We start from the raw sequence: 23,633 nt of genomic DNA, 5'->3' as shown, positions 1-23,633 counted from the left end.
CTTAAGCTTTCAATATCATTTTTGCAAGTTTTTCACCTAAAACCATATAATCTTCCTTGTTCCCTGTTACATCCTTTTTTATAAGTTTATTTCCTACCATAAACATTCCCATGATATTTATAGTATCTTTATCTATTTTTGCATAGGCACCTATGGTGGAATGACAATCTCCATTTAATGTCCTCATAAAGCTTCTTTCAGCTTCTACACAAATTCTTGTATCTTCATCGTCTAATTTACTGAAAAAGCTTCTATTTTTACTGTCCTTTTTTGTTTCTATGCCGAGAGCTCCTTGTCCAATTGCAGGTACCATATCTTCCACTTTAAAATACTCAGTAACTAGTTCATCTAAGTGGGATCTTTTAATTCCTGCAGCTGCCAAAACTATACCGTCTAAATTTTGGCTTTCTATTTTACTTATTCTAGTCTGTATATTTCCCCTTATAGGAGCTATCTCTATATCTGGCCTTAATATCTTTAATTGCTCTGCCCTTCTATTGCTGCTTGTCCCAATTTTAGCTCCTTTAGGAAGTTTGTCAAAGGGTACTTTATCTTTAGATACAAAAGCATCTCTTACATCTTCTCTCTGCAAAATAGCAGCTATTTGAAAATCTTCCGGCACATCAAAAGGTACATCTTTCATACTGTGAACTGCTGCATCTGCTTCATCTTTGAGAAGTGCCATCTCAATTTCCTTTAAGAAAAGACCTTTTCCACCTATTTTATTTAGGGCTATGTCAAGTCTCTTGTCTCCCATTGTTTCTATAAGCACTTTTTCACACTTTGCATTATAATTTTTTTCCAGTATATCCATTACTATTTCAGTTTGAGTCTGGGCTAATTTGCTCTTTCGAGTTGCAATTTTAAAATTCAAATGTTATCACCATCCTGTGTTATCCTTAAATTTGCTGTTGTAAAAAACATATTTATTACATCTAGGGCCTTTCCCTTTTTATAAAAAAAGTAAAAATCCTCTGTACATATAAACTTCATAATTTTTTTCTTATCATCTATACTGCAAATGCTGTTTCTTATATGAGAAGTAAATTCTACAAATTCATCATATTCTTTTATATAATCTACCAGCTTATTTGCAATAAACACGGAAGTTACAGGTGATACTCCTCTTGTATTTATCCCAATTGAAATATTTTTAGTATTTCTCTGGCAGGGTGTAATGCAATTTCCATTTTCAGGCTTGGTTGCATCTATATATATCTTACATAACTTTCTGCAATCCTCTGCTATGCTGTAGTTTACTTTCACATCATCTGTAGCTATTACTACAAGGTGCTTGTCTTCTATATACTTCTTTTCATACTCTGTATTAATTATATTTACATTAGGGAGGCCAGCTATACTTTCAAAATCATCCATAAACTTTTTAGACAATATATAAACCTGGCATTCTTTTTTTGAAAAGGTTTTTGATTTAATGTAAGCTGCATGTCCTCCACCTAATATAATCACTTTTATTTTAGGAGATAGCAGCGACACAAGCATATTATTATTTTCTAAATTGTTTACCTTCATCTCTCCTTCTCCCTTTAAAACTTAAGTAGTTACATCTTTACTTATTTTTTTTAACACCTGTAGTATTTTTTCATTTCTCCATCTATCTTTTACCGCTAATCTTATAAATTTACTATCAAGTTCTTTAAAATTACTGCATCTTCTTATAAGAACATCTTCCTTTAAACATCTATCATATAGTTTTTGGCAATCCAAATATTTGATCTTGCATAGTACAAAATTGCTGCAGCTATCATACACTTTTTCAAACAAAGGTATTTTTTTTAACTCATCTAACATAAATTTTCTTTCTTTTTCTATCCAGCAAATGGAGTCTTCTATGTATTTCTTATCTTTAAAAACATTCTCGGCTGCTGTTTCCGCAAAGGAGTTTATGTTCCATGGATTTTGTTTGGATTTTATACTTTTTATTAAACTTTCATTTTTACAAAGTCCATATCCCATTCTTATTCCCGGCAGTGCAAAAAATTTAGTAAGAGCTCTAATTAAAAATACACATTTATATTTCTGTGCTTCCCTTAAAAAAGAACACCCTCTTTTTCCTGTAAACTCCACAAAAGCTTCATCTATAATTATTGTCTTATGATTTTCCTCACAGTAATCAAGTATTTCTTTAAACTCCTCTTTATCTATTACGCCGCCATTTGGATTATTTGGATTACCAATAATTAATGCTTCTGACTTTGCTATTTTTTGTCTGATATCTTTATAATCATACTCCATATTCTCTTTTAAATGTGAATGTATTATTTGGCAGTTCCATTTTGCCGCATTTTTTTCATATTCTATAAAAGAAGGTACTACAATGCATATGCTTTTAAAAGAACTGATTACAAGATCTATTATTTCTGCAGCTCCATTACCTAATACAATGTTTGTATCTTCCATGCTGCTTGATATTTTTTCTTCTTTAATATAAAAGTAATTTAACGAGAAATTTATATACTCTTTTATTGAATTTTTAAGTTGTCTATACTCCACATCAGGATACTTTTCTACATCTTTTAATGCTTTCTCTATATTTTCTTTGAAACTTAAAGGTACCCCTAGTGGATTTATATTTGAACTGAAATCCAAAAGCTTTCTTCCCTTTAAAAGTCCCTCTGTATATATATCTCCACCATGTTCCATAATAACACATCCCTATATCATTGATTTTCTAAATTACGCTCTGGGTAATCCAATTATAACTATTCCACATAAAATCATAAAAAGTATTTCAGTAAAATACATAATTATTATGCACTGTCCTATGTGTTTAAAGCTTAGTTCCATAAGTTTATCCCCTATAGTAGGTTTATAAACTACTTGACCAAAATAAACATTTGTGCCACCAAGCTGTATTCTCATAGCTCCAGCTGCTGCTGCCTCAGGATAAGCACAATTAGGACTCTTGTGGTTTTTCCTGTCCCTTATCATTATTTTAAAAGACTTAAAAGGATTTCCCTTTACTACAAAAGCTGATATACACATAAGTACCCCTGTAATTCTAGAAGGTATAAAATTAAATACGTCATCTACCTTTGCGGGAAAAAATCCTATGTACCTATACTTTTCATTCATATACCCAAGCATGGAATCCATGGTATTTATTCCCTTATAGAGCATGGCAAGTGGTGCTCCAAAAATAGCTGCATATATAAGTGGTGCTATTACTCCATCGGAAGTATTTTCCGCCACAGTTTCCACATCTGCCCTTATTATTTCCTGACTGCTTAAAGAGGATGTATCCCTTCCAACTATATAAGAAAGCTTGGTCCTTGCATCTTCAATATCTTCTTTTTTAAGGGCATAGTATACTTTCTTTGCCTCTACAGCAAGACATTTAGCAGAAATAGTCGTCCAAATAATAAATGTATTTACTATATTGTATAAAATAATATTTTTTCTTAAAAGCAGCAGTACTGCAAAAGGTATAATAAAACTAACAAATGCAACCAAAAAAACGATTAATCCCCCAAATGCTTTTAAGCTATCTTCCTTTTTACAAAGCCTTCTTCCACTTTTCTCTAAATAGGATATAAACTTTCCTATATATATAACGGGATGGGGAAACCAATAGGGATCTCCAATTATCCAATCAATTACAACTGCTATCACAATATCTATTAAATTCATAAATACAAAAGAACTGGACAAATTTAACCCCTCTTTTCTAAATTTAATTATTATCTTTTAATGCCCATAATACTATATATCTTATCTATATCTAAATTCTTTCGCACTATGCTTGCTAACTTATCCAATTCTCCTTCTCTGAGATTTTCATATGCTTTCGATTTTTTATACCCTAATCCTTTATTTTGTCTTATTTTATTTACAATGAATTCTCTAAAGTCAATTCCATCGAAAACTCCATGTATATAAGATCCAATTACATTTCCTGACATATTTATGGCACCATCTTCTGTGTCAACCTTTTCACCATTTTTATCAGTTATATTAAATAATGGTCTTGCATCTTTTCCATATTTGCATATTCCCATATGTATTTCATATCCGTATACATCTAATTTTCTATTAGTTAAGGATTCTCCATCCTTTTTCATTGAAAAATCAACTTTACTTCTTGCATTTACTCTAGTTGTAACCTTTTCTTTTTCAAATATAGTTTCTATATCTAAAAGCCCTATGCCTTCTACTTTTCCTACATCTGTCTCTACTCCATAAGGATCTTCTATGACTTTACCAAGCATTTGATATCCACCACATAATCCTATCACAATTCCAGTTTTACTATATTTTTTTATACGGTCTTCAAGGCCGCACTGCCTAATTTTAAGTAAATCTTCTATAGTATTTTTACTTCCTGGAATAATGACTAAATCCGGATTTCCAAACTCTTCTACAGATGTTATAAATCTTACAGAAACGTCTTCTTCGCTCTTAAGCGCATCCAAATCTGTAAAATTAGATATATGAGGCAGCTTTATTACGGCTATGTCAATAGGTGCTGTAACTTTTTTATTGAATTCTACAGCTCCATCTTCATCCTCAAGTGCCAATCTAAAATGAGGTATAACACCAAGACAAGGTACCTTTACTATATCTTCAAGCATCTTAAGACCCGGCTCCAGTATATCTTTGTCTCCTCTAAATTTATTTATTATAGTGCCCTTTACTCTTTTTTTCTCCTCTTCTGTAAAAAGCAGCATTGTTCCTGCAATAGATGCAAATACTCCTCCTTTGTCTATGTCTCCTGCTAAAAGTACTGGTGCATCTACTGATTCTGCCATACCCATATTCACAATGTCTCTATCTCTTAAATTTATTTCTGCAGGACTTCCTGCACCTTCCATTACTATTATGTCAAATTTCTTCTCCATATTTTCAAAGTGTTCTTTAAGCATATCCCTAAATTCCAGCTTCATATTATGATATTGCATGGCAGTGCTGTTGCCATACACTTTTCCGTTAACTATGATTTGACATTTCTTATCTGAAGTTGGTTTTAACAATATGGGATTCATATATGCTTCCGGCTGCAATCCAGCTGCATAAGCCTGAAGTACCTGAGCCCGTCCCATTTCTTTGCCATCTAATGTTATATATGAGTTCAATGACATATTTTGAGATTTAAAAGGACACACTGAATAACCATCTTGTTTAAATATTCTACAAAGGGCTGAAACAATTATACTTTTTCCTACAGAAGAACCAGTTCCCTGAATCATAATTTTTGCCATAACAATTACTCCTCCCAAAACTTCCTAAATATAATAAAAAATTTGCTTTTAATTAATACACACATATCTATATTAAAGCCAAAAGGCAGTAAGTTTTAGAAAGCTTACTGCCTTTAACATAAAAACCTCAGCTTAAGCTGAGGTTAACCACACTAAAAGTTTCTCTCCCTCCGAAAGCATATAATAACAATCAGGCAGGTCTCCTGGCTTATGATTCATATTTACTTTAACCTTCCTCTTTTACGAGTGGTAACTAAAGTTCATCATCACATACAGTAGCGGGGGCTGCTACGGAGTTTAACCGTATTCCCTTTTCACCTATAAAGGCACCTGAATCTTCTATTCAATTTATATTCTAAGTTTATTATAATTAGAGTTTTATGTCAACTTGAAATACCCAATATATTACATAAATCAAATAGAAATTTCATGCAATTCTAAAGTTTTACAGTTAATAACACTATTTGATATTATATTTCACTAAAAACTCAGTATCTTCCATTACTTTGTTGTAAGCGTCATCCCTTATTATATGATGATCTTCAGAAAATACAAGAACTCGTTTAAAAAGTCCATTAACATATTCAAAATCATGTGTTGAACATATTATAGTTTTCCCTGCTTTATTTAATTTGATAAAAAGATCATTTAAGAATTTCTTTCCCTTAGGATCTATTCCACTCATAGGCTCATCTAAAACCAAAACTTCAGGATTTAACGCAAGTACAGCAGCTATGGCCACTCTCTTTTTTTCTCCTCCACTTATGTTATAGGGCTCCCTGTTTTCTAAATCTTTCACATTCAAAAGTTCTAGACAGTCATTTACCCTTTTATTTACTTCATCTTCATCCATTCCCATTTGTCTTGGTCCAAAAGCAATTTCCTCATATACACTAGAGCAAAAAAGTTGTGCATCGGAATTTTGAAATACAAATCCCACTTTTTTATGGAACTTCTTTGAGAAATTACCTTTTTCCAATTCATTCTTACATATTTTCACATCATCAAAATAGTAATTTCCCTTTGTGGGAAATACCACTCCATTTAATAATTTTAAAAAGGTAGATTTACCACTTCCATTTGCACCTATAAGTGCTATGGATTCTCCTTGTTCTATAGTTACATTTATATCTTTTAATACTTCATTATTTTTATATTTAAAAAAAGCGTCCTCAATTTTTATCATCTTAATCCCACCCTAGATATGTAAAAATACATAGTTATGATAAGTACATTAACTATTGAATATATTAGATCAAAAAACTTAAATTTAAATTTTTTGTGAGACACATACTCTCCTGTAAATCCCCTGCATTCCATAGCACAATACATTTCATCTCCCATTTCTTTTGATTTTAAAAATAAACTGCCAATTATCTTTGAAATAGAAGAATATTTTTTACTATTTCTTCCTATAGATCTAAGCTTTAGTGCATAAAACATGTCCAAAGAAAATTCACCTAATATATAAATGTATTTTAAAGTTATGTCAAATACCAAAATAAATATGTCTGGTATAAAAAACATCTTTAGTGCCTTAGTTATATCATGCCATTTAGTTGTATAAGATAAAACATTTATTGAAATTATAGTACCAGCTACTTTTAGTAAAAGCATTTCACTATTTCTAATGTTCCCCATAAGCATGGAAGGTATGAGCATTATAAACGTAAAAAATGGAATAGAAATGCTTAAAAGCAGTATTTTTTTTATATCTTGAACATCCAAAAAACTTAAAATTAGTAGAAAATAAACATCTACAAGCATTACATAAGTAAAATTTTTAGACAACGATAAAAACAATATATTTAAAATAGTAAATGAAAGCTTTAACATAGGATTTAAATTATATATAAAGCTATTATTTACTTTGTTGTTCCTTTTAATAAGAGATAATAGATGTAATATAGAAAATATACTTTTATCTATAAATTTGTCTTTATCTTCTTTGGGAACGTATTCATCTTTTTTAAAAAGCCAATCCTCCATAAATTACACCTTCAATTCTAATTTTTTAGTTTTCCCGCTTCCTTGTTAAAAATATATCATACTAGCAATTATTATTCAATTAAATAAAAAAACATTTTATCATTTGTTGTAAACATAATGCTTATCTTTAGTATAACAGACTTGTTAGCTTAATCCATAAAAGACATACCATACACCCATTCCTATAGCAGTTCCACTTGCCTGTTCTTTAATTAAAAAGTCTTTAAGTTCTTCTCTGTGAAGTGCAATTACCTGTATGTCCTCATCTGGCTCCAGCTTTTGTATGGGAATTTGATTTTCCATTAAATCTTCATATATATCAACCCTTGCTAATGTAACCTTATCCGTTAAAAGTGCAGGATTTGAATAAAGCATAGGGCTCATTGACTTTACTTCTCCCTTATATCCAGTTTCTTCTTCTAACTCCCTCAATGCGTTTTCACCTATATCATCCCCTTCTACAAGACCTGCTGGAAATCCAATAACATATTTATCTATAGCAGCTCTGTATTGTTTGATAAATATATACTTATTAGATGGTACAAGTTTGCCAACTATTACTACTGTATTTGTAGTATTGGTTCTCTTTATTCTTTCCCACTTTAACTCCTCATTATTTTTTCCCCTATAAGTTATTTCCTGTAGTTGAATCCACTTTCCTTTACACAGTGTTTTTTCTGATATTTTTTTCATCAAGTCCATCCTCCTATTTTTTTAGCCTCCTGGCCTATTATCATAATTCCTTTTTTTATATCTTCTTCACTGACTCTTGAAAACCCAAGCCTAAAGGTATCATATCCCTCATCATTTACATAAAATACATCACCAGGAGTAAATATTACTCCTCTCTTGCAGCACCTTTCTAAAAGCTGCCTGGAGCTTATATTCCTTAGCTTTATAAATATATGCATTCCCCCCTCACCCAGTATCTCTTCGCAAGGTATATTCTCTCTTGCACACTTTAAGGTGAATTCATATTTTTCCTTATATACTCTTCGAGCTTTCTTTATATACTTTTCAAAATTTCCCTGATTTAAGTAATCATAAAAAATTGCCTGATCTAGAGAAGAAGTGTGAATATTTCTAGCCCTTTTGCAACTCTCTAAATAGTTTATAAGCACTTTATCCGCGAGTATCCATCCTATTCTTATTCCAGGAAATAATACCTTTGAAAAGCTTCCTATATATATAATACTATTTCCTCTACCGCTAAAAGCAGCTATAGGTGCTACATGAGTTCCTGAATACCTAAGCTCTTCATTAAATCCATCTTCAATTATAGGGACATTATAACTTTTAAGTATATTATATAATTTCACCCTATTTTCAGGAGGCATGACAATGCCTGTAGGATTTTGATAAGATGGAATAAAATATGATATCTTAAATTTATTTTTGCTTAGCTCTTCACTAAGATCTTTTAAACATACTCCATCCTTTTCAACTTTTACTCCAGTTATATTGAGCCCATGTAGTTTCATAATTTTAATTGCAGTATTATGAGTTGGATTTTCACACAGTATATTATCTCCCCTGTCCGTAAGGCAAGATAATATCAGATCAAATCCTTCTGTAAATCCATTTGTTATAAGTATATCCTTTTCTTTTGTACAAACTCCTTTGCTTTCCATATATTTAAGTAAATATTGAATGAGGGGTCTATAACCTTTAGCATACCCATAATTCAACACTTTTTCTCCTTCTATAGACATACGATTCAAAAAAGCTTTTTTGAATTCATCTACATTAAAAAGTTTTTCATCAGGAGCTATACTTTTAAAGGATATCATTCCTTTTTCCCATTTTGCTTCATGTTTTATTATATCTAATTTTTCGGAAAGTTTTCCATATTGATTTATTTTGTCTTCCCAATCTATACTCCACTTTTCCTGAAAATCTACTTTTACATCCGATACAAAGGTACCCCTTCCTTTTTTCATGTATACAAATCCTTCATCTTGCAAAAATTCATAAGCATACATTACACTATTTCTGCTTATTTTTAGCATTGAAGCCATTTCTCTTGTGGAAGGAAGTTTTTCTCCGCTTCTAAGCATGCCTTTCAGTATCATATCTTTAATATAATCTTTTAGCTGTATATATACAAGTCTCTCTTTATTTATCTTCAATTCTGAAAACATAACAGGTTTCACCTCAAATATATTTTTGCACAATTTTACAAATAAATAAAGAATAATATTAATAAATAAGTTATTGACATATAGTAAAAAAAATGTTTCAATAATACTGACTAGTCAGTTAATATTTAAATATTACATAATTTCATTATTGAAAATAATTTTTCATATATTTATTTCAGACATTTACAATAGGAGGATTCATATATGCTAAGCAATATCATAAAAGTTTTTAAAAGAGATATGAAAAGTATTGTTAAAAATAAAATGACAATGTTGATTGTTGCAGGTGTGTGCATACTTCCATCTCTCTATGCATGGGTCAATATAAAAGCATGTTGGGATCCTTATGGAAATACAAGCAACATTCCTGTAGCCATAGTTAATGAGGACAAGGGTACGAACTTTAAAGGAGAAAATTTAAATACGGGAAATAAGATTGTAGAAAAATTAAAAGACAACCACAAAATAGGATGGAAATTTGTAAACGCTAAAAATGCGGATATGGGTATTATAGATGGTACATACTATGCCATGATAGAAATTCCAGAAGATTTCTCAAAAAATATTACAAGCATAACATCAGATACTCCTAAAAAAGCTCAAATCATCTATAAAGTGAATACAAAGAATAGTCCTGTAGCGCTTAAAATAACTGATGCAGCTAGAAACTCACTGGAAGAACAGATAAAATCAAGCTTTATATATACAGTAAATCAAACTATATTTTCTTCTTTGAACATTCTTGGTAAAAATGCAGAAAATGATAAAGAAAACATTATAAATTTAAAAGATGCAATAATAAAATTAAGTGACAATATGGACGTTATAACAGATGTTCTTGGGGGCATAAGTGATGATTCAAATGATTTTAATTCAACGCTTTCTCAGATTAAATCAGGTATTCCTATGATAAATTCAAGAATAACTACTTTAGGAAATGGTAATGACGCCAACAACTCATCTGTGCTATCCCTTCAGTCTTCCATGAATAATACCTTTGACAACATTGCAATTAATTTAAATACCTCAAAGACTGATATATATAGAATTCAAAATTTGATATTAAATTTTAATTCAGCAGCCTCAAATTCGAAGTACTCAAATATAGATACCACTGTAACTAAAATCAACTATGAGATAAATATATTATACAATAAAATCAATTCCACCATTAACATTCTTGAAAAATTTAATGATTTTAAGAACGATGACAATACATCAAAACTTATAAATTCATTAAAAAATACTAGGGATTCATTAAATACAGAGAAAAACAAAATAAGCGATATCCAAAAACAGCTTGAAAGTTCAAATGAAATAAATAAGGATTTGATTGATTCAATAACAAATGACACTGCAAATTTAAATCAGCAATTAATAGACGAAACCAATGAATACAATGGACAGGTAAGAAAAAGCTTGAATTCCACAGCAGCTGAACTTGTTGAGTCCACAGATAAGGCTTCTTCTGTTTTAAAATCTATGCAGGATCTTACTTCCCATGGAGATAATTCCTTAGATGCGTTAATAAATGGGAGTGAGCTGACAGCAAATTCATCCAGCAAACTAAACAATAGATTGATGGAATTCAAGGGTATTATTAACGATTTGGCAAATAAACTTAAACTAGTAACTAATAATGACATAATACAGATAATCACCATATTGCAAAATAACCCTAACTTTATGGGGAACCTTGCATCAAGTCCATTTAATGTGAAGGAACAGAATATATATACTATTTCAAACTTTGGATCTTCCATGGCTCCAGCTTATACTACACTTTCAATCTGGATTGGTTCTATTATTCTTGTATCCATTTTTAAAACAGATGCAGATAGATTTAAAGGTGATGAAGGTTTGAACTCAAAAGAAAGATATCTTGGTAAAATGAGTACCTTTATAGCTTTTGCATTAGTACAAGGATTTATAGTTGCTATTGGGGACAAACTTTTGTTAAATGTCCAAATGGTAAATACATTTTTAATGATAATGGTAGCACTAGTTTCATCTTTTACTTTTACTGTAATAACATACACTCTTGTTTCTATGTTTGGTAACTTGGGGAAGGCTATCTCCATTGTTTTCCTTATAACTCAGATATCAGGAAGTGGGGCCACTTACCCAATACAACTTGATCCACTTATTTTTAGAATACTGCAGCCTTTATTTCCATTTACCTATTCAGTAAGTGGATTCCGGGAAGCTATCGCAGGACCTCTTATAAGTACTGTAGCTATGGATTTTACATTTATGCTTTTAATTTCAATGTGTTTTATACTATTGGGTATATTTTTAAAGAAACCTTTGCAAAATAAAATCTATAAGTTTAGAGCCAAGCTTACACAATCTGGTATGGGAGATTAAGGCATTTGAAAGAAAATATCCTAGCATACTGACTAGTTATTTCTTTGAAAATGCCTAAAACAATATTAATTTTAGGAGGGACTATAATTGAAGGTAGTATTCAAACTATTAAAAAGGGATTTTAAAAATATAATAAAAACTCCATCAGTACTTGCCTTAATTTTATTATTGTGTATCCTGCCATCTCCCTATGCCTGGATTAGCATTAAAGCCTCATGGAATCCTTATGCCAATACAAATAGAATGCCTATAGGCGTAGTAAACAATGACAGCGGTACAACTATTAACGGTAAAAATATAAATGTCGGAAATGAAATAGTTAAAAATTTAAAGAAAGATAATTCTATAAATTGGATTTTTATAGATGACTGGCAGGGAAATTATAACCTTAATTCAGGAAAATATTATTCACTTATAGAGATACCTGCTGACTTTTCCAGCAAACTTTCGACTTTAATTACAGCATCTCCTGAAAAGCCTAATATAATCTATAAGTCCAATGAAAAGCTAAATGGAATAGCCACTAAAATTGCAGATTCAGCTAAAACTTCCCTATCAGATACTATAAAAAGCTCTCTTACAAAATCAGTAAACAAAGAAGCTCTCAAACTACTAAACTCCACAGGTAAAAAACTTGAAACAGACAAGCCTGAAATTTTACAATTAAAAGATACATTACCCGAAGCCGTATCCACTGTAAATGATATAAAAAATCATATATCACAGGAAAATTCCAACTCCAAAAGCCTTCAGCAATATCTAAGTGGAGTTCAAACAGATATGCCAAAGTTGTCCAAAGAGATAACAAGTCTCCATAATATTGTAGCACAGAGCAGAACACTGACTTTATCTACCAAACAATCTCTAAGTTCTATGCAAAGTGATTTGAATAAAGATATAAATGAAATTGAATCAAAAGAAAATCAAGTTCAACTTTTGCTTAACAACCTACAAAATATAAATAATACCGATGCTGGTAAAAATTCAGCAACAAGTATTATAGAAAATATGAATAATTTAAATAATTCTTTAATGGACAAACTAGATATGGATATTAAAATTCTAAATGAGATAAATGAATTTACAAATACTAATATAGCAAGTGATCTTATAAATTCATTAAAATCATTAAGAAATTCGTTAAACACTGAAAACAATTATTTAGCGGAGTTAAAGGATTTAATAAATAGTAACTCTTCACAAGATAGTATTAATCAAGTTATATATGAACTTTCAGCATTAAGTAGTGAATTATCGGAAGATATAAGCAATATATCAGATATGTTTTATTCAGGGACATATGAATCCATGAATTTATTATCAGACACATTGACATCCAATTTAGATAGTATTGATTCTGTACTTAGCGCAACCGGGCAATTGGTACCTGAATTAAATCTTGTAGCAAACTCAGGAATATCAAGCAGTAAAAATTTAGTTAATCAAAGAGACAGGCTAAATAAAAAATTAATAGATATTCAAAATAACTTGAACAAATTAAGTGATAAAATGAAGGACTTAAACGATGAAAACTTAACTTCAATAATAAATATAATGGAAAAAGATCCCAATAAAATATCAAATCTTATATCATCACCTATTGAAGTAAAAAATGTTGAACTATATAATTCAGGTCTTTTTGGATATGGAATAACACCTTTTTACACTACTCTTGCAATATGGGTGGGAGTTTTGTTGTTATGCTCCATACTAACACTAAAATGTAAAGATCTCGAAAGTGGAGAAAAAGTGAAATTGTCACATAAATATTTTTCCAAATTGCTTCTGTTTTTGATAATATCAATTATACAAACTACCATTATAACTTTGGGAGACATATATATAGTAGGAATAAAACCTGAAAATTCATGGCTTATGATGGGATTTGCACTTACCTGCAGCTTTACTTTCACTATTATTGTAGTTACATTGGTATCTATTATGGGTAACATTGGAAAAGCCGCTGCAGTTATAATAATGGTCTTTCAAATTGCAGGGGCAGGAGGACTTTATCCTGTAAAAACCTTGCCGCAGATATTTGGAGTACTAGAACCGCTTTGGCCTTTTACATATGCTATAAATGGATTCAGAGAAGCTATAGCAGGACCTATTTGGAGTAATGTGTATAAGGATTTTCTCACTTTAATGGCTTTTGCAGGTGCATTTTTGATTATTTCTGTCTTAAAAAAGCCTCTTCACAAATTAACTGATAAAGCAGAAAGTGAATTCAAAGAATCAGGTTTATAGTAATACCAATGTGATAACAAATACAATTATAGTATAGTGTGTTTATCTGATGCAAAATGATTTTAAGTCCACATCATAGTATAAAAAATGTGAACTTAAAATCATTTTTATAATTGTATATTAATTTCAAAACCGTTCCACTAATCAAAGTATTAAGATAAGTTATAAATAGCATTTGTGGTAGTTATGTTTTAAATATTATTTCTTATTTATTATTTCAAGTTTCATCAGTTCTTTTTCCTCTGCTTCCGTTAAATTTTCAAAAGTTCTAAAATTAAACCCTTGGTCTTTTAAGTATTTTATTATTTCAGGTAGTGATTCTACTGTAAAATGCTTGTAGTAAGTATCATGCATAAGTATTACTGCAATTTTTTTATTTTTACATTGATTTTCAACGTTTCTTTTTATTTTTCCAACAGGTACTTCATGACTATCTGCATCACCTGAACAAACATTCCAATCTACATATTTTATTCCTTTATTATTTAAAGCTTTCTTTATTAAGGATAAGTTTGTTTTACTAATTATTAGGTTAGTCGAGCCACCTGGTAGTCGGGTATAGTTTATGGGGTCTTTATTTGTTATTTTTTTTATTGTATTTCTACACATTTCATAGTCATTAGCATAAGCATCGAAATTTTTATATATTTTTTTATAATTATGAGAATAGGTATGAACTCCTATGCACATGCCACTATTACTTAATTCTTTAAGTGCTGTAGGATTTTCTTCTGCCTTTATTCCAACTACAAAAAAAGTAGCTTTTATATTGTTATCATTTAATATCTTTAATATTTTTTTTGTGTTATTTACAGATGGACCATCATCAAAAGTCAAAAAAACTTCTTTAGGCAATTCTTGAATGTTTTCATCTTCAAATTTGTTATTAGTTATATTTAATTTATTCGCATATGTAATACTGCTACAATTCAAACATGCAAGTAACAATGTAATTATAAAAGCGTTATAGTTCAAAATAGAAAATCTTTTCATAAGAAAAACACCTTCTTTGATTTTAAAATATAAATTTTACCTTAAGTTTGTAATTAACTTATACTATATATTTAATTTATCCTTTTTTCTTTTGTATATTCTATGGAATATTACTAATTTGCATACTAAAAAGTAGTTCAAGTTAAAACCGAACTACTTTTTTCAATACGTATGTATCAATAATTTAGTCTAACAAAGCCTAAATTAAAAATTTTAAATGTGTATTATTTATAACTAAAAAATAAACTTATACTCCTGACATTTTTACAACCACAAGTACGGTTAAATATTTTTACAAATCTAAGCATAAAATTTATAAGAACCTAAGGCCTTTTGAAAACTCGTACCTCAAACAATTCAAAAGACCTTAAATTTTTATAATAGAGAACTTTAAACTTATAAAAAGTTTTTATAGTAGTGAACTTTGGCAGCATACTCCGCTTTATATGTCAATTTTTTACTTACAACTCTATTTTCTAAAATGCTGGAATTATGCTTCCATTATATTTTTCCTGTATAAACTTTTTAATTGATGGATCATTAACGGCTTTTGCCAACGCCTTGATATAAGGTTTGTCTTTATTTTCTTTTTTAACAGCAATTATATTAGCATAAGGTGAATCCTTAGATTCTATGGCAATAGCATCTTTAAGTGGATTTAGCTTTGCCTGAAGTGCATAGTTTGTATTTATAACTGCCGCATCTACTTCTGTTAAAGTTCTTGGAAGTTGTGGTGCATCAAGTTCCTGGAATTTTAAGTTTTTCTTGTTTTCAGTTATATCTAATTTTGAAATAAGATCTCCGCTCTTTACTTTTATAATTCCTTCATGAGCCAATAATTTTAATGCTCTTGCACCATTTGTAGGATCATTTGGTATTGCAATTTCAGCACCATTTTTTAAATCTTTTAAACTCTTGATTTTATTGGAATAAACCCCCATAGGTTCAAGATGCACTTTTGCTACATAATCTAAATTTGTATTATTCTTTTTATTGAATTCATTTAAATATGGAATATGTTGAAAGAAGTTTGCATCTATATCTCCTGAATCCAAAGCCTTATTAGGAGTTACATAATCTGTAAACTGAACTATTTGTAAATCGTATCCTTGTTTCTTTAGTATAGGTTTTACCTTTTCTAGTATTTCAGCATGAGGCTGTGGAGATGCCCCTACTTTTATTACCTTTTTGTCATCACCTTTACTACTGTTTGAAGAACTTGTACTGCTTTGTGCCCCACATCCAGCTAATGCCAAGATCAATGTTAGTGATAAAATAACTGTAATTAATTTTTTCATTTTTGTTCCCTCCGATTATAAAATAATAGACAATTTCTAAGCATTAAGCTGAGATATAAAATTTTCATATCATATTTTCAATTTAAAACCAAATAAAGCTCGAGGAACAACCTCGAGCTAAAAATCTCAATGATCCTCTCATCTTCCAGCTTATGCTGCAGGAATTAGCACCACTATACTATTAAAAATAGCATTGGTTGCCGGGCTTCATAGGGCCAGTCCCTCCACCTCTCTTGATAAGTTAATATTAAATTTTGTTAACTTGTGATTTACATTATAACAGCGAAATTTAAAGATGTCAACAGCAATATTTTCTGTTCTTAAAGATTTTTACTTTACTTTTAACTTAATATTCTTCCCCATCCATAAAGCCACACTTAAGATAAACTAGTTATCCTGTGGTTCTTTATTTTATATGGAAAATGTATAAAATAAATATTAGACATAGTAATTGAAAAATATTAAATAACAATTTCAGTGGAGGAATTAACATGAAAATAGGAGTTATAATGGGTGGAATATCTTCTGAAAGAGAGGTTTCACTAAATTCAGGTAAAGAAATAGTAAACTGCTTAGATAAAAATAAATATGAGGTTGTACCCATTGTCATAGATAAAAAAAGAGATGTGCTTAAAAAAGTAAAAGATATAGATTTTGCATTTATTGCACTTCATGGTAAATTTGGTGAAGATGGTACTATACAATCAGTACTTGAAACCATGGATATACCTTATTCAGGATGCGGACCTTTGACAAGTGCCATTTGCATGGACAAAGACATGAGTAAAAAAGTGTTAAAATCTGCAGACATAAATACTGCCAAATGGATTTGTGTTAAATCTATAGAAGAAATTGATTATGATAAATTAGATGAGATAGGCTATCCTGTAGTTGTAAAACCTAACTGTGGTGGTTCAAGTGTTGCTACTAATATAGTTAAGAAAAAAGAAGATATTGAAAATAACGTAAAGTTAGCTCTAGATTACGACACTGAAATTGTCATTGAAAAATATATACAGGGAGATGAAATAACATGCTGTATGTTAAAAGGTAAAACTCTCCCTGTAATTGCAATAAAACCTAATGCAGAATTCTTTGACTACACTGCAAAATATGCAGATGGTGGTTCTGATGAAATAGTTGTAGAACTTGAAAAATCTCTTCAAGAAAAAGTTGAAAAAATATGTGTTCAATGCTGGGAAGTTCTAAAATGCAAAAGTTATGCAAGGGTAGATATGATAGTTGAAAATGGTGTTCCTTATGTACTTGAGCTAAACACTTTACCAGGCCTTACAAAAAATAGCCTATTTCCTAAGAGTGCTGGTGGAGTTGATATATCTTTTTCCCAACTATTGGATAAAATAATCCAATATTCACTCTAATTTGAGTTACACTCATAGACATCAATAGATTATTATTAGTTGAAAATTATATTTAAGTTAAGAATTAATAATCATCTATAACTATTAATTCTTAACTCTTAATTTTTAATTGTGCATTATTATTGATTGGATAATATCTATCAATATCGAAAGGAGAATGTGTTTTGTTTAAAGATTACAGACCTGTATGGGAAGAAATTAATTTAGACAATCTTGTATATAATATACGTCAAATAAAGCTGAAAGTTGGTAACAATAAAGGATTGATAGGTATTGTTAAAGCTAATGCCTATGGTCATGGAGCTTTGGAAGTATCACAGGTTTTATTAGAAAATGGAGTAAATAGATTGGCCGTATCTGAGTTAGATGAAGCAATAGAACTTAGAGAAAATGGAATTAAAGCTCCCATAATGATACTTGGCATAGTCCCAGATACTTTTTTGAATGACATAATAGATTATGACGTAGAGCCAGTAGTGCCTTCTTATGAATATGCAAGTAAATTATCAAAGGTAGCTAAAAGTAAATGGAAAACTGCAAAAATACACGTTGCAGTAGATACTGGAATGGGAAGAATAGGATTTCAGCCAAATGAAAATAGCATAGAAGAAATATACAACATGAGCAAGCTTCCAAATATAGAAATACAAAGCTTATTTTCTCATTTTTCCACTTCAGATGAAAAAGACAAAACATATTCACATGAACAATTTGAAAAGTACAAAACATTTTACAATGAGCTCATAAGTAGAAAGATAAAAATAAACCTGAGAGATATCGCAAATAGTGCAGCTATAATGGAATTACAAGATACTTATTGTGATGCAGTTAGACCAGGAATAATAATTTATGGATACTACCCTTCAGATGATGTAGATAGAAATGATCTAAGCATAAAACCTGTAATGAGTTTAAAAGCTAAAGTAGCTTACGTAAAGACATTGGAAGCCGGAAAATACGTTGGCTATGGAAGAAAATTCAAATCTGAAAGGGAAAGTGTAATAGCTACACTTCCAATAGGATATGCAGATGGCTATACTAGAATGCTTTCAGGAAAGGCAAAAGTAATAGTCAATGGTAAATTTGCGCCAGTAGTTGGTAACATCTGTATGGATCAGTGCATGATAGATGTTACAGCTGTAGGTGAAGTAAATGTAGGCGATGAAGTAATACTCATGGGTGAAAAAAACGGATTGAAATTTGATGCAGAAGATATAGCTAAAACAATTGGAACTATAAGTTATGAAATACTCTGCTCCATAAGTAGAAGAGTTCCAAGGGTATATATAAAAGACGGAGAAATAATCAAAATTAGAAACTATCTAAAATAAATATAGAGTTTCTAACTTAAAAATCAACTTATACGCAGGCATATTTTTACAATAATGAAGCTCTTTTAAATATTTTGTCTATAAGGCTTAGGGAAAAATTTTTGAAAAATCTAGAACTTTTGAATTGTTTGAGGTACGAGTTTTCAAAAGTTCTCAGTATTTTTTCAAAATTTTTTACTTAGCCTTATCAAAATATTTAACGAGCTGAAGGTTGTAAAAAATATCTGGAGTATACGTTGATTTTTCGTTTAGAAACTCTATTCTTTAGTGGGCATGTCTATGATGCAAGTCTGGAGTATGTGGATGACAATGTTCCATTCTCTCATGAACGTGATAGTGAGTGTGATACACACTATCAGGTATACCAGGATGATGATGATTGTGATGTCCATCTGTATGACAATGCCTGTGTTCATGGGCCATATACAAATGAACGTGCATATGACTGTGATTTTCCCTTATAATAAGAACCGTTCCTGCAATCATAAGAGGAAGTGCAAATGCGAAGGTAACACCTGGAACTTCTCCTAGTAAAACAAAAGACAATATAGTACTTATAAAAGGTGCTGCACTGAAAAAAGCACTGGTTCTAGCACTTCCCAAATTTCTCATTGCAAACACAAACAAAACTGTACTAAATCCATAGCTTAAAAATCCAAGCAGCAGCGCCATGAAAATTATTTTAAAGTCTGGCAAATGATTTCCTAAAATCATTGACAAAATTAATGAAAATGTACCTGCTCCCAATCCTTTAACCATAACTATAGTATAAGGATTTTTAGCAGATATGTTTCTTGTAAAATTATTATCTATTCCCCAACATACGCAAGCCAGTATTATTCCCAAGGCCCCTAAAGATATTCCCCACTGACCGGCAAAGTTCCAGGATAAAATTACGCTAGCGGAGAGTATACATACTATAGCCGCACCAACTCTCCTGCCGATATTCTCTTTAAAAAACAGTGCTGCAATAATTGTGGTAGCTACGCCTTCAAAATTCAAAAGCAGTGATGCAGTGGAGGCTGGAGTTACTTTTAGACTTACCATTTGAATTATAGGTCCTAAAATTCCCCCAAAAATAACAGCCCCTAAAAGCCATGGAAAGTCTCTTTTAGTTAATCCTGCTTCCTCTATATTTTTTTTGTATAAAATTTTTTCTAATATCTGAAATATTAAAAGTCCTGCACCGCTTCCAATATACAAGAGAGCAGCCAAAAGAACTGGATCTATTTGTCCAAGAAGGATTTTTGAAATAGGTGCACTGGCTCCAAAAAGTAGTGCAGAAAAAAAAGCTTGAAATATTGGATATAATTTGGTATTTCTCATTTATAACACTCCTAAATTAAAAATTATTCCCAAAATTTATCAATGGCATTATTCAAATTATCTAAGACTTGTGTATCATTTTTTTCAACTGCATCCTTCACACAATGATTGATATGATCTTTCAATATTACTTTTCCTGTATTATTGAGTGCAGATCTTACTGCAGATATCTGAATAATAACTTCACTACAGTCCCTTCCTTCTTCTACCATGCGCTTTACAGCCTCCAGATGTCCAATTATCCTGGATAACCTATTTACAACTGCTTTATTATTTGGATGATTGTGTTTTTCCATATAAATCTCTCCTTATCCCCCTATAGGGGTTATTTTAATTATAATACATTATACTTTTATTGTAAATAGTGTTTAAAAAACAAGCCCCTTACGGGGCCTGGTCTCTACCATTTTAACGTGCATCCAGTTTTATACTCAAATTCTTTCTTTACATCCTCCATATTTTCTACATTACCATCTTCTAATTTTAATTCCACACTTAAATTACTGCTATTAAAAGACGGATTTTTCTTCAAATCTATGCCTTTACTTTTACAAAGTATAGATGCAATTTGCAATATTTCATTTTGATTTGCACTATTTGCTATTTTCATATTCCACCCTGTAAGTTGAACTAATTTCTCTATGTTCTTTTCATACTTTCTACCAATTGCAGGGCTTATAAATGCAAGTTCTATGTATCTTCCCTTAGGATTCGACTTTATACTTTTTTTGTAAGGTCTAAACTGTTCTCTTTCAAAAGTTTCATCTATTATATTTAAAGCTTTATTTTGTTCCATCATTTCGCACTCATCTTCAGCTTTAATAATCGTACTATCTTTTAGATCTGCTCCTGGAGACTTCACTAATACCTGAAGTCCTGTAATGTTTTCAATTTCAATTAATTTTTCTTTTTCCACCTTACATTTAGAATTCAACATAACTACAACCTGGTTTTCTCCTAACCTATAAGATATTTTTTTAATAGATACATCCTGTAAATTTATCCTTACAACTTCGGAAACTGCATTTATATTTACGGCATTATTTATTTCTACCTTCCACTTAACCTCTTCTTCAAATTTTTTTATCTCTTCGTATATACTCTTATCCACTACAGTTGGAAAATCAAAATTTAAAATCACCTTTTTCTGGTCACATATAAAACTAATTTTCTTTGTATTAAATTTATTAAAATATTTATCTGCAGCTTCTTTTAATTCATTTAATTTAATCTCATTATTTTTTAAACTCTGAGATACCTTATCCTCAGGATTGGTTTTAAATAAAAACAATCTCCTTGTGTCACTTTCAAAATAAGGACATTCTACTATAATTCTTTGAAAATCTTCTAAAACATTTTTGCCCTTGTTATTTCCCTTCCATATAAATATAAGTTCTTCCAATGTAAAAAGTCTTTCACCATAATTATAAAGTACGAACTCCCATAACCTTTTTACATTATCTTCATTCATTTCTTCACAAGAACTCATAACTTTATCAATACTTTTTTTCCACTGTTTTCTTGGATTTTTTATATTTATCTCATAGATTTCGCTGCACCTAGGTGCATATACCCTTCCTCTTACATCTTTGGAAAGCTCTTTTGATAAATTTTCCACTACCTCTTCATTTCCATGAACTAGAAATATATTTTTAGGTGTTAAAAAGTCTATAAGGGATTTTATTTCATATTTATCACTGTGGGCGGAAAGTCCTACTTTTTCTACCTTGCAATTTACAGGAACAGTTTTTTCATTTATGTAAAGTTTTTTATCCTCTTCTTCATCTAAAAGATTTAGTAATTTCCTTCCAGGGGATTCCTCATCCTGATATCCCGTTATAACTATATACCCATTTTCCATAGGGGCTATTTTTTCTGCATAATATTGACTGTACCCTCCAGTAAGCATTCCCGAACTTGACACTATTACACAAGGCTTGTCGTCTTTTAGTATCTCTTCTCTAAGTTTATTATTATCTACTGCAATTATATTGTCATCGTAAAAAGGTTCAATTCCCCTGAGTATCTTTTTTCCTAAAGAATTTTTAAGGTACAGCGGATTTAATTTATAGGTTCTGTTTATATCCTTTATCATACCATCCACATAAACTTTAGTATCTTTTAATATATTTTTATTTACTGCTTTTTTTATAATAAGAAGCACTTCCTGAGCTCTTCCAAGAGCAAAAGCAGGGATAAGCATTTTTCCTCTTTTTTCCATGCAGTCATTTATTATATTAATAAGTTTTTCCTCTTCCACTTCTCTATTTGAATGAAGTCTGTCTCCATAAGTGGATTCAAAGATTGCTGCATCTGGTCTTAGTTTTGGAACTTTCAACCCTTCCACAGTTTTTTGTGAAAATATTGAGAAATCTCCAGAGTAAAATAATGATCCCTCTGGAGTTGTAATATAAATACAAGCGGCTCCTGCTATATGACCTGCTGTATAAAAAGTGAGTTTTATATTCTCAAATATAGAAAATTCCACCATATAATTTATTGGAAACACACGATTTAGCATGCTTATAACATCGCCTTCTGCATAAAGTGGAATTTCTCCTTCCCTATTCTTCATTATTTTTAAACTATCATACAAAAGTACCTTCATTAAATCCTTTGTCATTCTAGTTGTATATATTCTAGCTCCTGGATATTCCTTACTTATTATAGGCAGAGAACCTATGTGATCCATATGGGCATGACTTATAATTATAACATCTACTCCTCCCTGATCTTGAATTGATTTAAAATCCGGCAGGGTATCTTTAGAGGAGCTCTGTCTTATGCCGCAATCAAGAAGTATATTTTTATTATATATATTCAAAAGGATACAACTTCCCCCTACTTCTCTAGCTCCTCCTAAAAGTGAAATGTTCATGTTCGCCTATCACCTCTCCTTTTTTATCCTTTACAACTCTTGAGTAAACATAGGCGTTACCGCCCATGCTCCTCTACAAAACCGTACGTGCCCTATTAAGGCATACGGCTTTTCACATCATATTTAATCATCTATAGAATAAGCTTATGCTTATTTTCGGTTCTAATAATGGAAAAGTTCTCAGTAAACCTTTATAGAATGTTTCTTCTGTATAGCTCTCCTTTTGGCTCCTTCTATTTAACCACTTAAAGAGCAACCATTTTACAACATTTTGATAACTCTTCACACCTCTTGTATTATCAGTGACCCCATAATACTGATAGTGTCCTCTTAGCTTCTGATTAATTTTCTTAATCAATTCACCTACTGGCATTATCCTATTCTTCTTAATCCATTCTTTCATTGTCTTAACTTTACTTCTGAATTTCTTCTTACTAGTCTTAACTTTACATCGAAAGAACT

The 23,633-nt window shown here is 30.6% G+C and carries 19 protein-coding genes and 2 riboswitches; of the genes, 4 read left to right on the top strand and 15 right to left on the bottom strand.

The genetic code is table 11. The features are described from left to right. Position 1: 1 nt before the first annotated feature. From hemC to WY13_RS03650, 9 genes are all read right to left on the bottom strand, one after another. Entirely contained in the window at positions 2-874 is an 873-nt protein-coding gene (hemC, locus tag WY13_RS03690) for a hydroxymethylbilane synthase (protein ID WP_063554362.1), read from the bottom strand. Continuing rightward, positions 871-1,533, bottom strand: a complete 663-nt coding sequence (locus WY13_RS03685) for an NAD(P)-dependent oxidoreductase (protein ID WP_063554361.1) — start codon at positions 1,531-1,533, stop codon at positions 871-873. The genes hemC and WY13_RS03685 overlap by 4 nt, the downstream gene beginning before the upstream one ends. 21 nt (positions 1,534-1,554) lie before the next feature. Continuing rightward, positions 1,555-2,664 carry a pyridoxal phosphate-dependent aminotransferase gene (locus tag WY13_RS03680; RefSeq protein ID WP_063554360.1) on the bottom strand — a complete coding sequence of 370 codons (1,110 nt, stop codon included), beginning with the start codon at positions 2,662-2,664 and terminating at the stop codon, positions 1,555-1,557. A gap of 33 nt (positions 2,665-2,697) precedes the next feature. Continuing rightward, positions 2,698-3,651: an adenosylcobinamide-phosphate synthase CbiB gene (cbiB, locus tag WY13_RS03675; RefSeq protein WP_063554453.1), complete on the bottom strand. Its 954-nt coding sequence runs from the start codon at positions 3,649-3,651 to the stop codon at positions 2,698-2,700. Positions 3,652-3,701: 50 nt separating this feature from the next. Continuing rightward, entirely contained in the window at positions 3,702-5,219 is a 1,518-nt protein-coding gene (locus WY13_RS03670; protein ID WP_063554359.1) for a cobyric acid synthase, read from the bottom strand. Between the two features lie 176 nt (positions 5,220-5,395). Then, positions 5,396-5,568, bottom strand: a riboswitch (cobalamin riboswitch). 111 nt (positions 5,569-5,679) lie between these two features. After that, complete coding sequence (locus WY13_RS03665) at positions 5,680-6,405, bottom strand: energy-coupling factor ABC transporter ATP-binding protein (RefSeq protein WP_063554358.1); 726 nt, start codon at positions 6,403-6,405, stop codon at positions 5,680-5,682. After that, the gene (locus WY13_RS03660; protein WP_063554357.1) at positions 6,402-7,208 is read right to left on the bottom strand and encodes an energy-coupling factor transporter transmembrane component T; all 807 of its coding nucleotides are present in this window, start codon (positions 7,206-7,208) and stop codon (positions 6,402-6,404) included. Before WY13_RS03660 ends, WY13_RS03665 begins: the two co-directional genes overlap by 4 nt. A gap of 144 nt (positions 7,209-7,352) precedes the next feature. Continuing rightward, entirely contained in the window at positions 7,353-7,901 is a 549-nt protein-coding gene (locus WY13_RS03655) for an NUDIX domain-containing protein (protein WP_063554356.1), read from the bottom strand. Continuing rightward, complete coding sequence (locus tag WY13_RS03650) at positions 7,901-9,349, bottom strand: PLP-dependent aminotransferase family protein (RefSeq protein WP_063554355.1); 1,449 nt, start codon at positions 9,347-9,349, stop codon at positions 7,901-7,903. The genes WY13_RS03655 and WY13_RS03650 overlap by 1 nt, the downstream gene beginning before the upstream one ends. A gap of 204 nt (positions 9,350-9,553) precedes the next feature. Here WY13_RS03650 and WY13_RS03645 point away from each other — a divergent pair, with 204 nt between their 5' ends. Both WY13_RS03645 and WY13_RS03640 read left to right on the top strand, forming a co-directional pair. Beyond that, the gene (locus WY13_RS03645; RefSeq protein ID WP_063554354.1) at positions 9,554-11,716 is read left to right on the top strand and encodes a YhgE/Pip domain-containing protein; all 2,163 of its coding nucleotides are present in this window, start codon (positions 9,554-9,556) and stop codon (positions 11,714-11,716) included. A gap of 87 nt (positions 11,717-11,803) precedes the next feature. Continuing rightward, on the top strand, positions 11,804-13,963 hold the full coding sequence (locus tag WY13_RS03640; RefSeq protein WP_063554353.1) for a YhgE/Pip domain-containing protein: 2,160 nt from the start codon (positions 11,804-11,806) through the stop codon (positions 13,961-13,963). A gap of 198 nt (positions 13,964-14,161) precedes the next feature. On the opposite strand, the gene WY13_RS03635 is transcribed toward WY13_RS03640, so the two are convergent. Together WY13_RS03635 and WY13_RS03630 are read right to left on the bottom strand one after the other, a co-directional pair. Beyond that, a complete protein-coding gene (locus tag WY13_RS03635; RefSeq protein WP_063554352.1) occupies positions 14,162-14,956 on the bottom strand; it encodes a polysaccharide deacetylase family protein in 795 nt (264 codons plus the stop codon). Between the two features lie 476 nt (positions 14,957-15,432). Further along, complete coding sequence (locus WY13_RS03630) at positions 15,433-16,254, bottom strand: MetQ/NlpA family ABC transporter substrate-binding protein (RefSeq protein WP_063554351.1); 822 nt, start codon at positions 16,252-16,254, stop codon at positions 15,433-15,435. 135 nt (positions 16,255-16,389) lie between these two features. Beyond that, a riboswitch (SAM riboswitch) is annotated at positions 16,390-16,497 on the bottom strand. Between the two features lie 248 nt (positions 16,498-16,745). On the opposite strand from WY13_RS03630, the gene WY13_RS03625 reads away from it, so the two are divergent. Together WY13_RS03625 and alr are read left to right on the top strand one after the other, a co-directional pair. Continuing rightward, positions 16,746-17,636, top strand: a complete 891-nt coding sequence (locus tag WY13_RS03625; RefSeq protein WP_063554350.1) for a D-alanine--D-alanine ligase — start codon at positions 16,746-16,748, stop codon at positions 17,634-17,636. Between the two features lie 164 nt (positions 17,637-17,800). After that, on the top strand, positions 17,801-18,967 hold the full coding sequence (gene alr, locus WY13_RS03620; RefSeq protein ID WP_063554349.1) for an alanine racemase: 1,167 nt from the start codon (positions 17,801-17,803) through the stop codon (positions 18,965-18,967). A 264-nt stretch (positions 18,968-19,231) separates the two neighbouring features. On the opposite strand, the gene WY13_RS03615 is transcribed toward alr, so the two are convergent. The 4 genes from WY13_RS03615 to WY13_RS03600 form a co-directional block, all read right to left on the bottom strand. Next, the gene (locus WY13_RS03615; RefSeq protein WP_063554348.1) at positions 19,232-20,293 is read right to left on the bottom strand and encodes a DMT family transporter; all 1,062 of its coding nucleotides are present in this window, start codon (positions 20,291-20,293) and stop codon (positions 19,232-19,234) included. Positions 20,294-20,316: 23 nt separating this feature from the next. After that, positions 20,317-20,589, bottom strand: a complete 273-nt coding sequence (locus WY13_RS03610; protein ID WP_063554347.1) for a metal-sensing transcriptional repressor — start codon at positions 20,587-20,589, stop codon at positions 20,317-20,319. A 104-nt stretch (positions 20,590-20,693) separates the two neighbouring features. Then, on the bottom strand, positions 20,694-23,171 hold the full coding sequence (locus tag WY13_RS03605) for an MBL fold metallo-hydrolase (protein ID WP_063554346.1): 2,478 nt from the start codon (positions 23,169-23,171) through the stop codon (positions 20,694-20,696). 127 nt (positions 23,172-23,298) lie between these two features. Then, a partial coding sequence (locus tag WY13_RS03600) for a group II intron maturase-specific domain-containing protein (RefSeq protein WP_278321765.1) occupies positions 23,299-23,633 on the bottom strand: 335 nt, incomplete at its 5' end.

The organism is Clostridium ljungdahlii, from assembly GCF_001636845.1.
GTDB lineage: Bacteria > Bacillota > Clostridia > Clostridiales > Clostridiaceae > Clostridium_B > Clostridium_B ljungdahlii_A.
The sequence above is the reverse complement of the archived record's forward strand: the minus strand, read 5'-3'. Positions and strand labels throughout refer to the sequence as shown.

Coding starts and splice junctions, on each gene's coding strand:
- WY13_RS03660 (WP_063554357.1), bottom strand. CDS start 7,208: ATGGAGGATTGGCTTTTTAAAAAAGATGAATACGTTCCCAAAGAAGAT.
- WY13_RS03680 (WP_063554360.1), bottom strand. CDS start 2,664: ATGGAACATGGTGGAGATATATATACAGAGGGACTTTTAAAGGGAAGA.
- WY13_RS03655 (WP_063554356.1), bottom strand. CDS start 7,901: ATGAAAAAAATATCAGAAAAAACACTGTGTAAAGGAAAGTGGATTCAA.
- WY13_RS03625 (WP_063554350.1), top strand. CDS start 16,746: ATGAAAATAGGAGTTATAATGGGTGGAATATCTTCTGAAAGAGAGGTT.
- WY13_RS03615 (WP_063554348.1), bottom strand. CDS start 20,293: ATGAGAAATACCAAATTATATCCAATATTTCAAGCTTTTTTTTCTGCA.
- WY13_RS03645 (WP_063554354.1), top strand. CDS start 9,554: ATGCTAAGCAATATCATAAAAGTTTTTAAAAGAGATATGAAAAGTATT.
- WY13_RS03685 (WP_063554361.1), bottom strand. CDS start 1,533: ATGAAGGTAAACAATTTAGAAAATAATAATATGCTTGTGTCGCTGCTA.
- WY13_RS03670 (WP_063554359.1), bottom strand. CDS start 5,219: ATGGCAAAAATTATGATTCAGGGAACTGGTTCTTCTGTAGGAAAAAGT.
- WY13_RS03605 (WP_063554346.1), bottom strand. CDS start 23,171: ATGAACATTTCACTTTTAGGAGGAGCTAGAGAAGTAGGGGGAAGTTGT.
- cbiB (WP_063554453.1), bottom strand. CDS start 3,651: ATGAATTTAATAGATATTGTGATAGCAGTTGTAATTGATTGGATAATT.
- WY13_RS03630 (WP_063554351.1), bottom strand. CDS start 16,254: ATGAAAAAATTAATTACAGTTATTTTATCACTAACATTGATCTTGGCA.
- WY13_RS03665 (WP_063554358.1), bottom strand. CDS start 6,405: ATGATAAAAATTGAGGACGCTTTTTTTAAATATAAAAATAATGAAGTA.
- WY13_RS03650 (WP_063554355.1), bottom strand. CDS start 9,349: ATGTTTTCAGAATTGAAGATAAATAAAGAGAGACTTGTATATATACAG.
- WY13_RS03635 (WP_063554352.1), bottom strand. CDS start 14,956: ATGAAAAGATTTTCTATTTTGAACTATAACGCTTTTATAATTACATTG.
- WY13_RS03610 (WP_063554347.1), bottom strand. CDS start 20,589: ATGGAAAAACACAATCATCCAAATAATAAAGCAGTTGTAAATAGGTTA.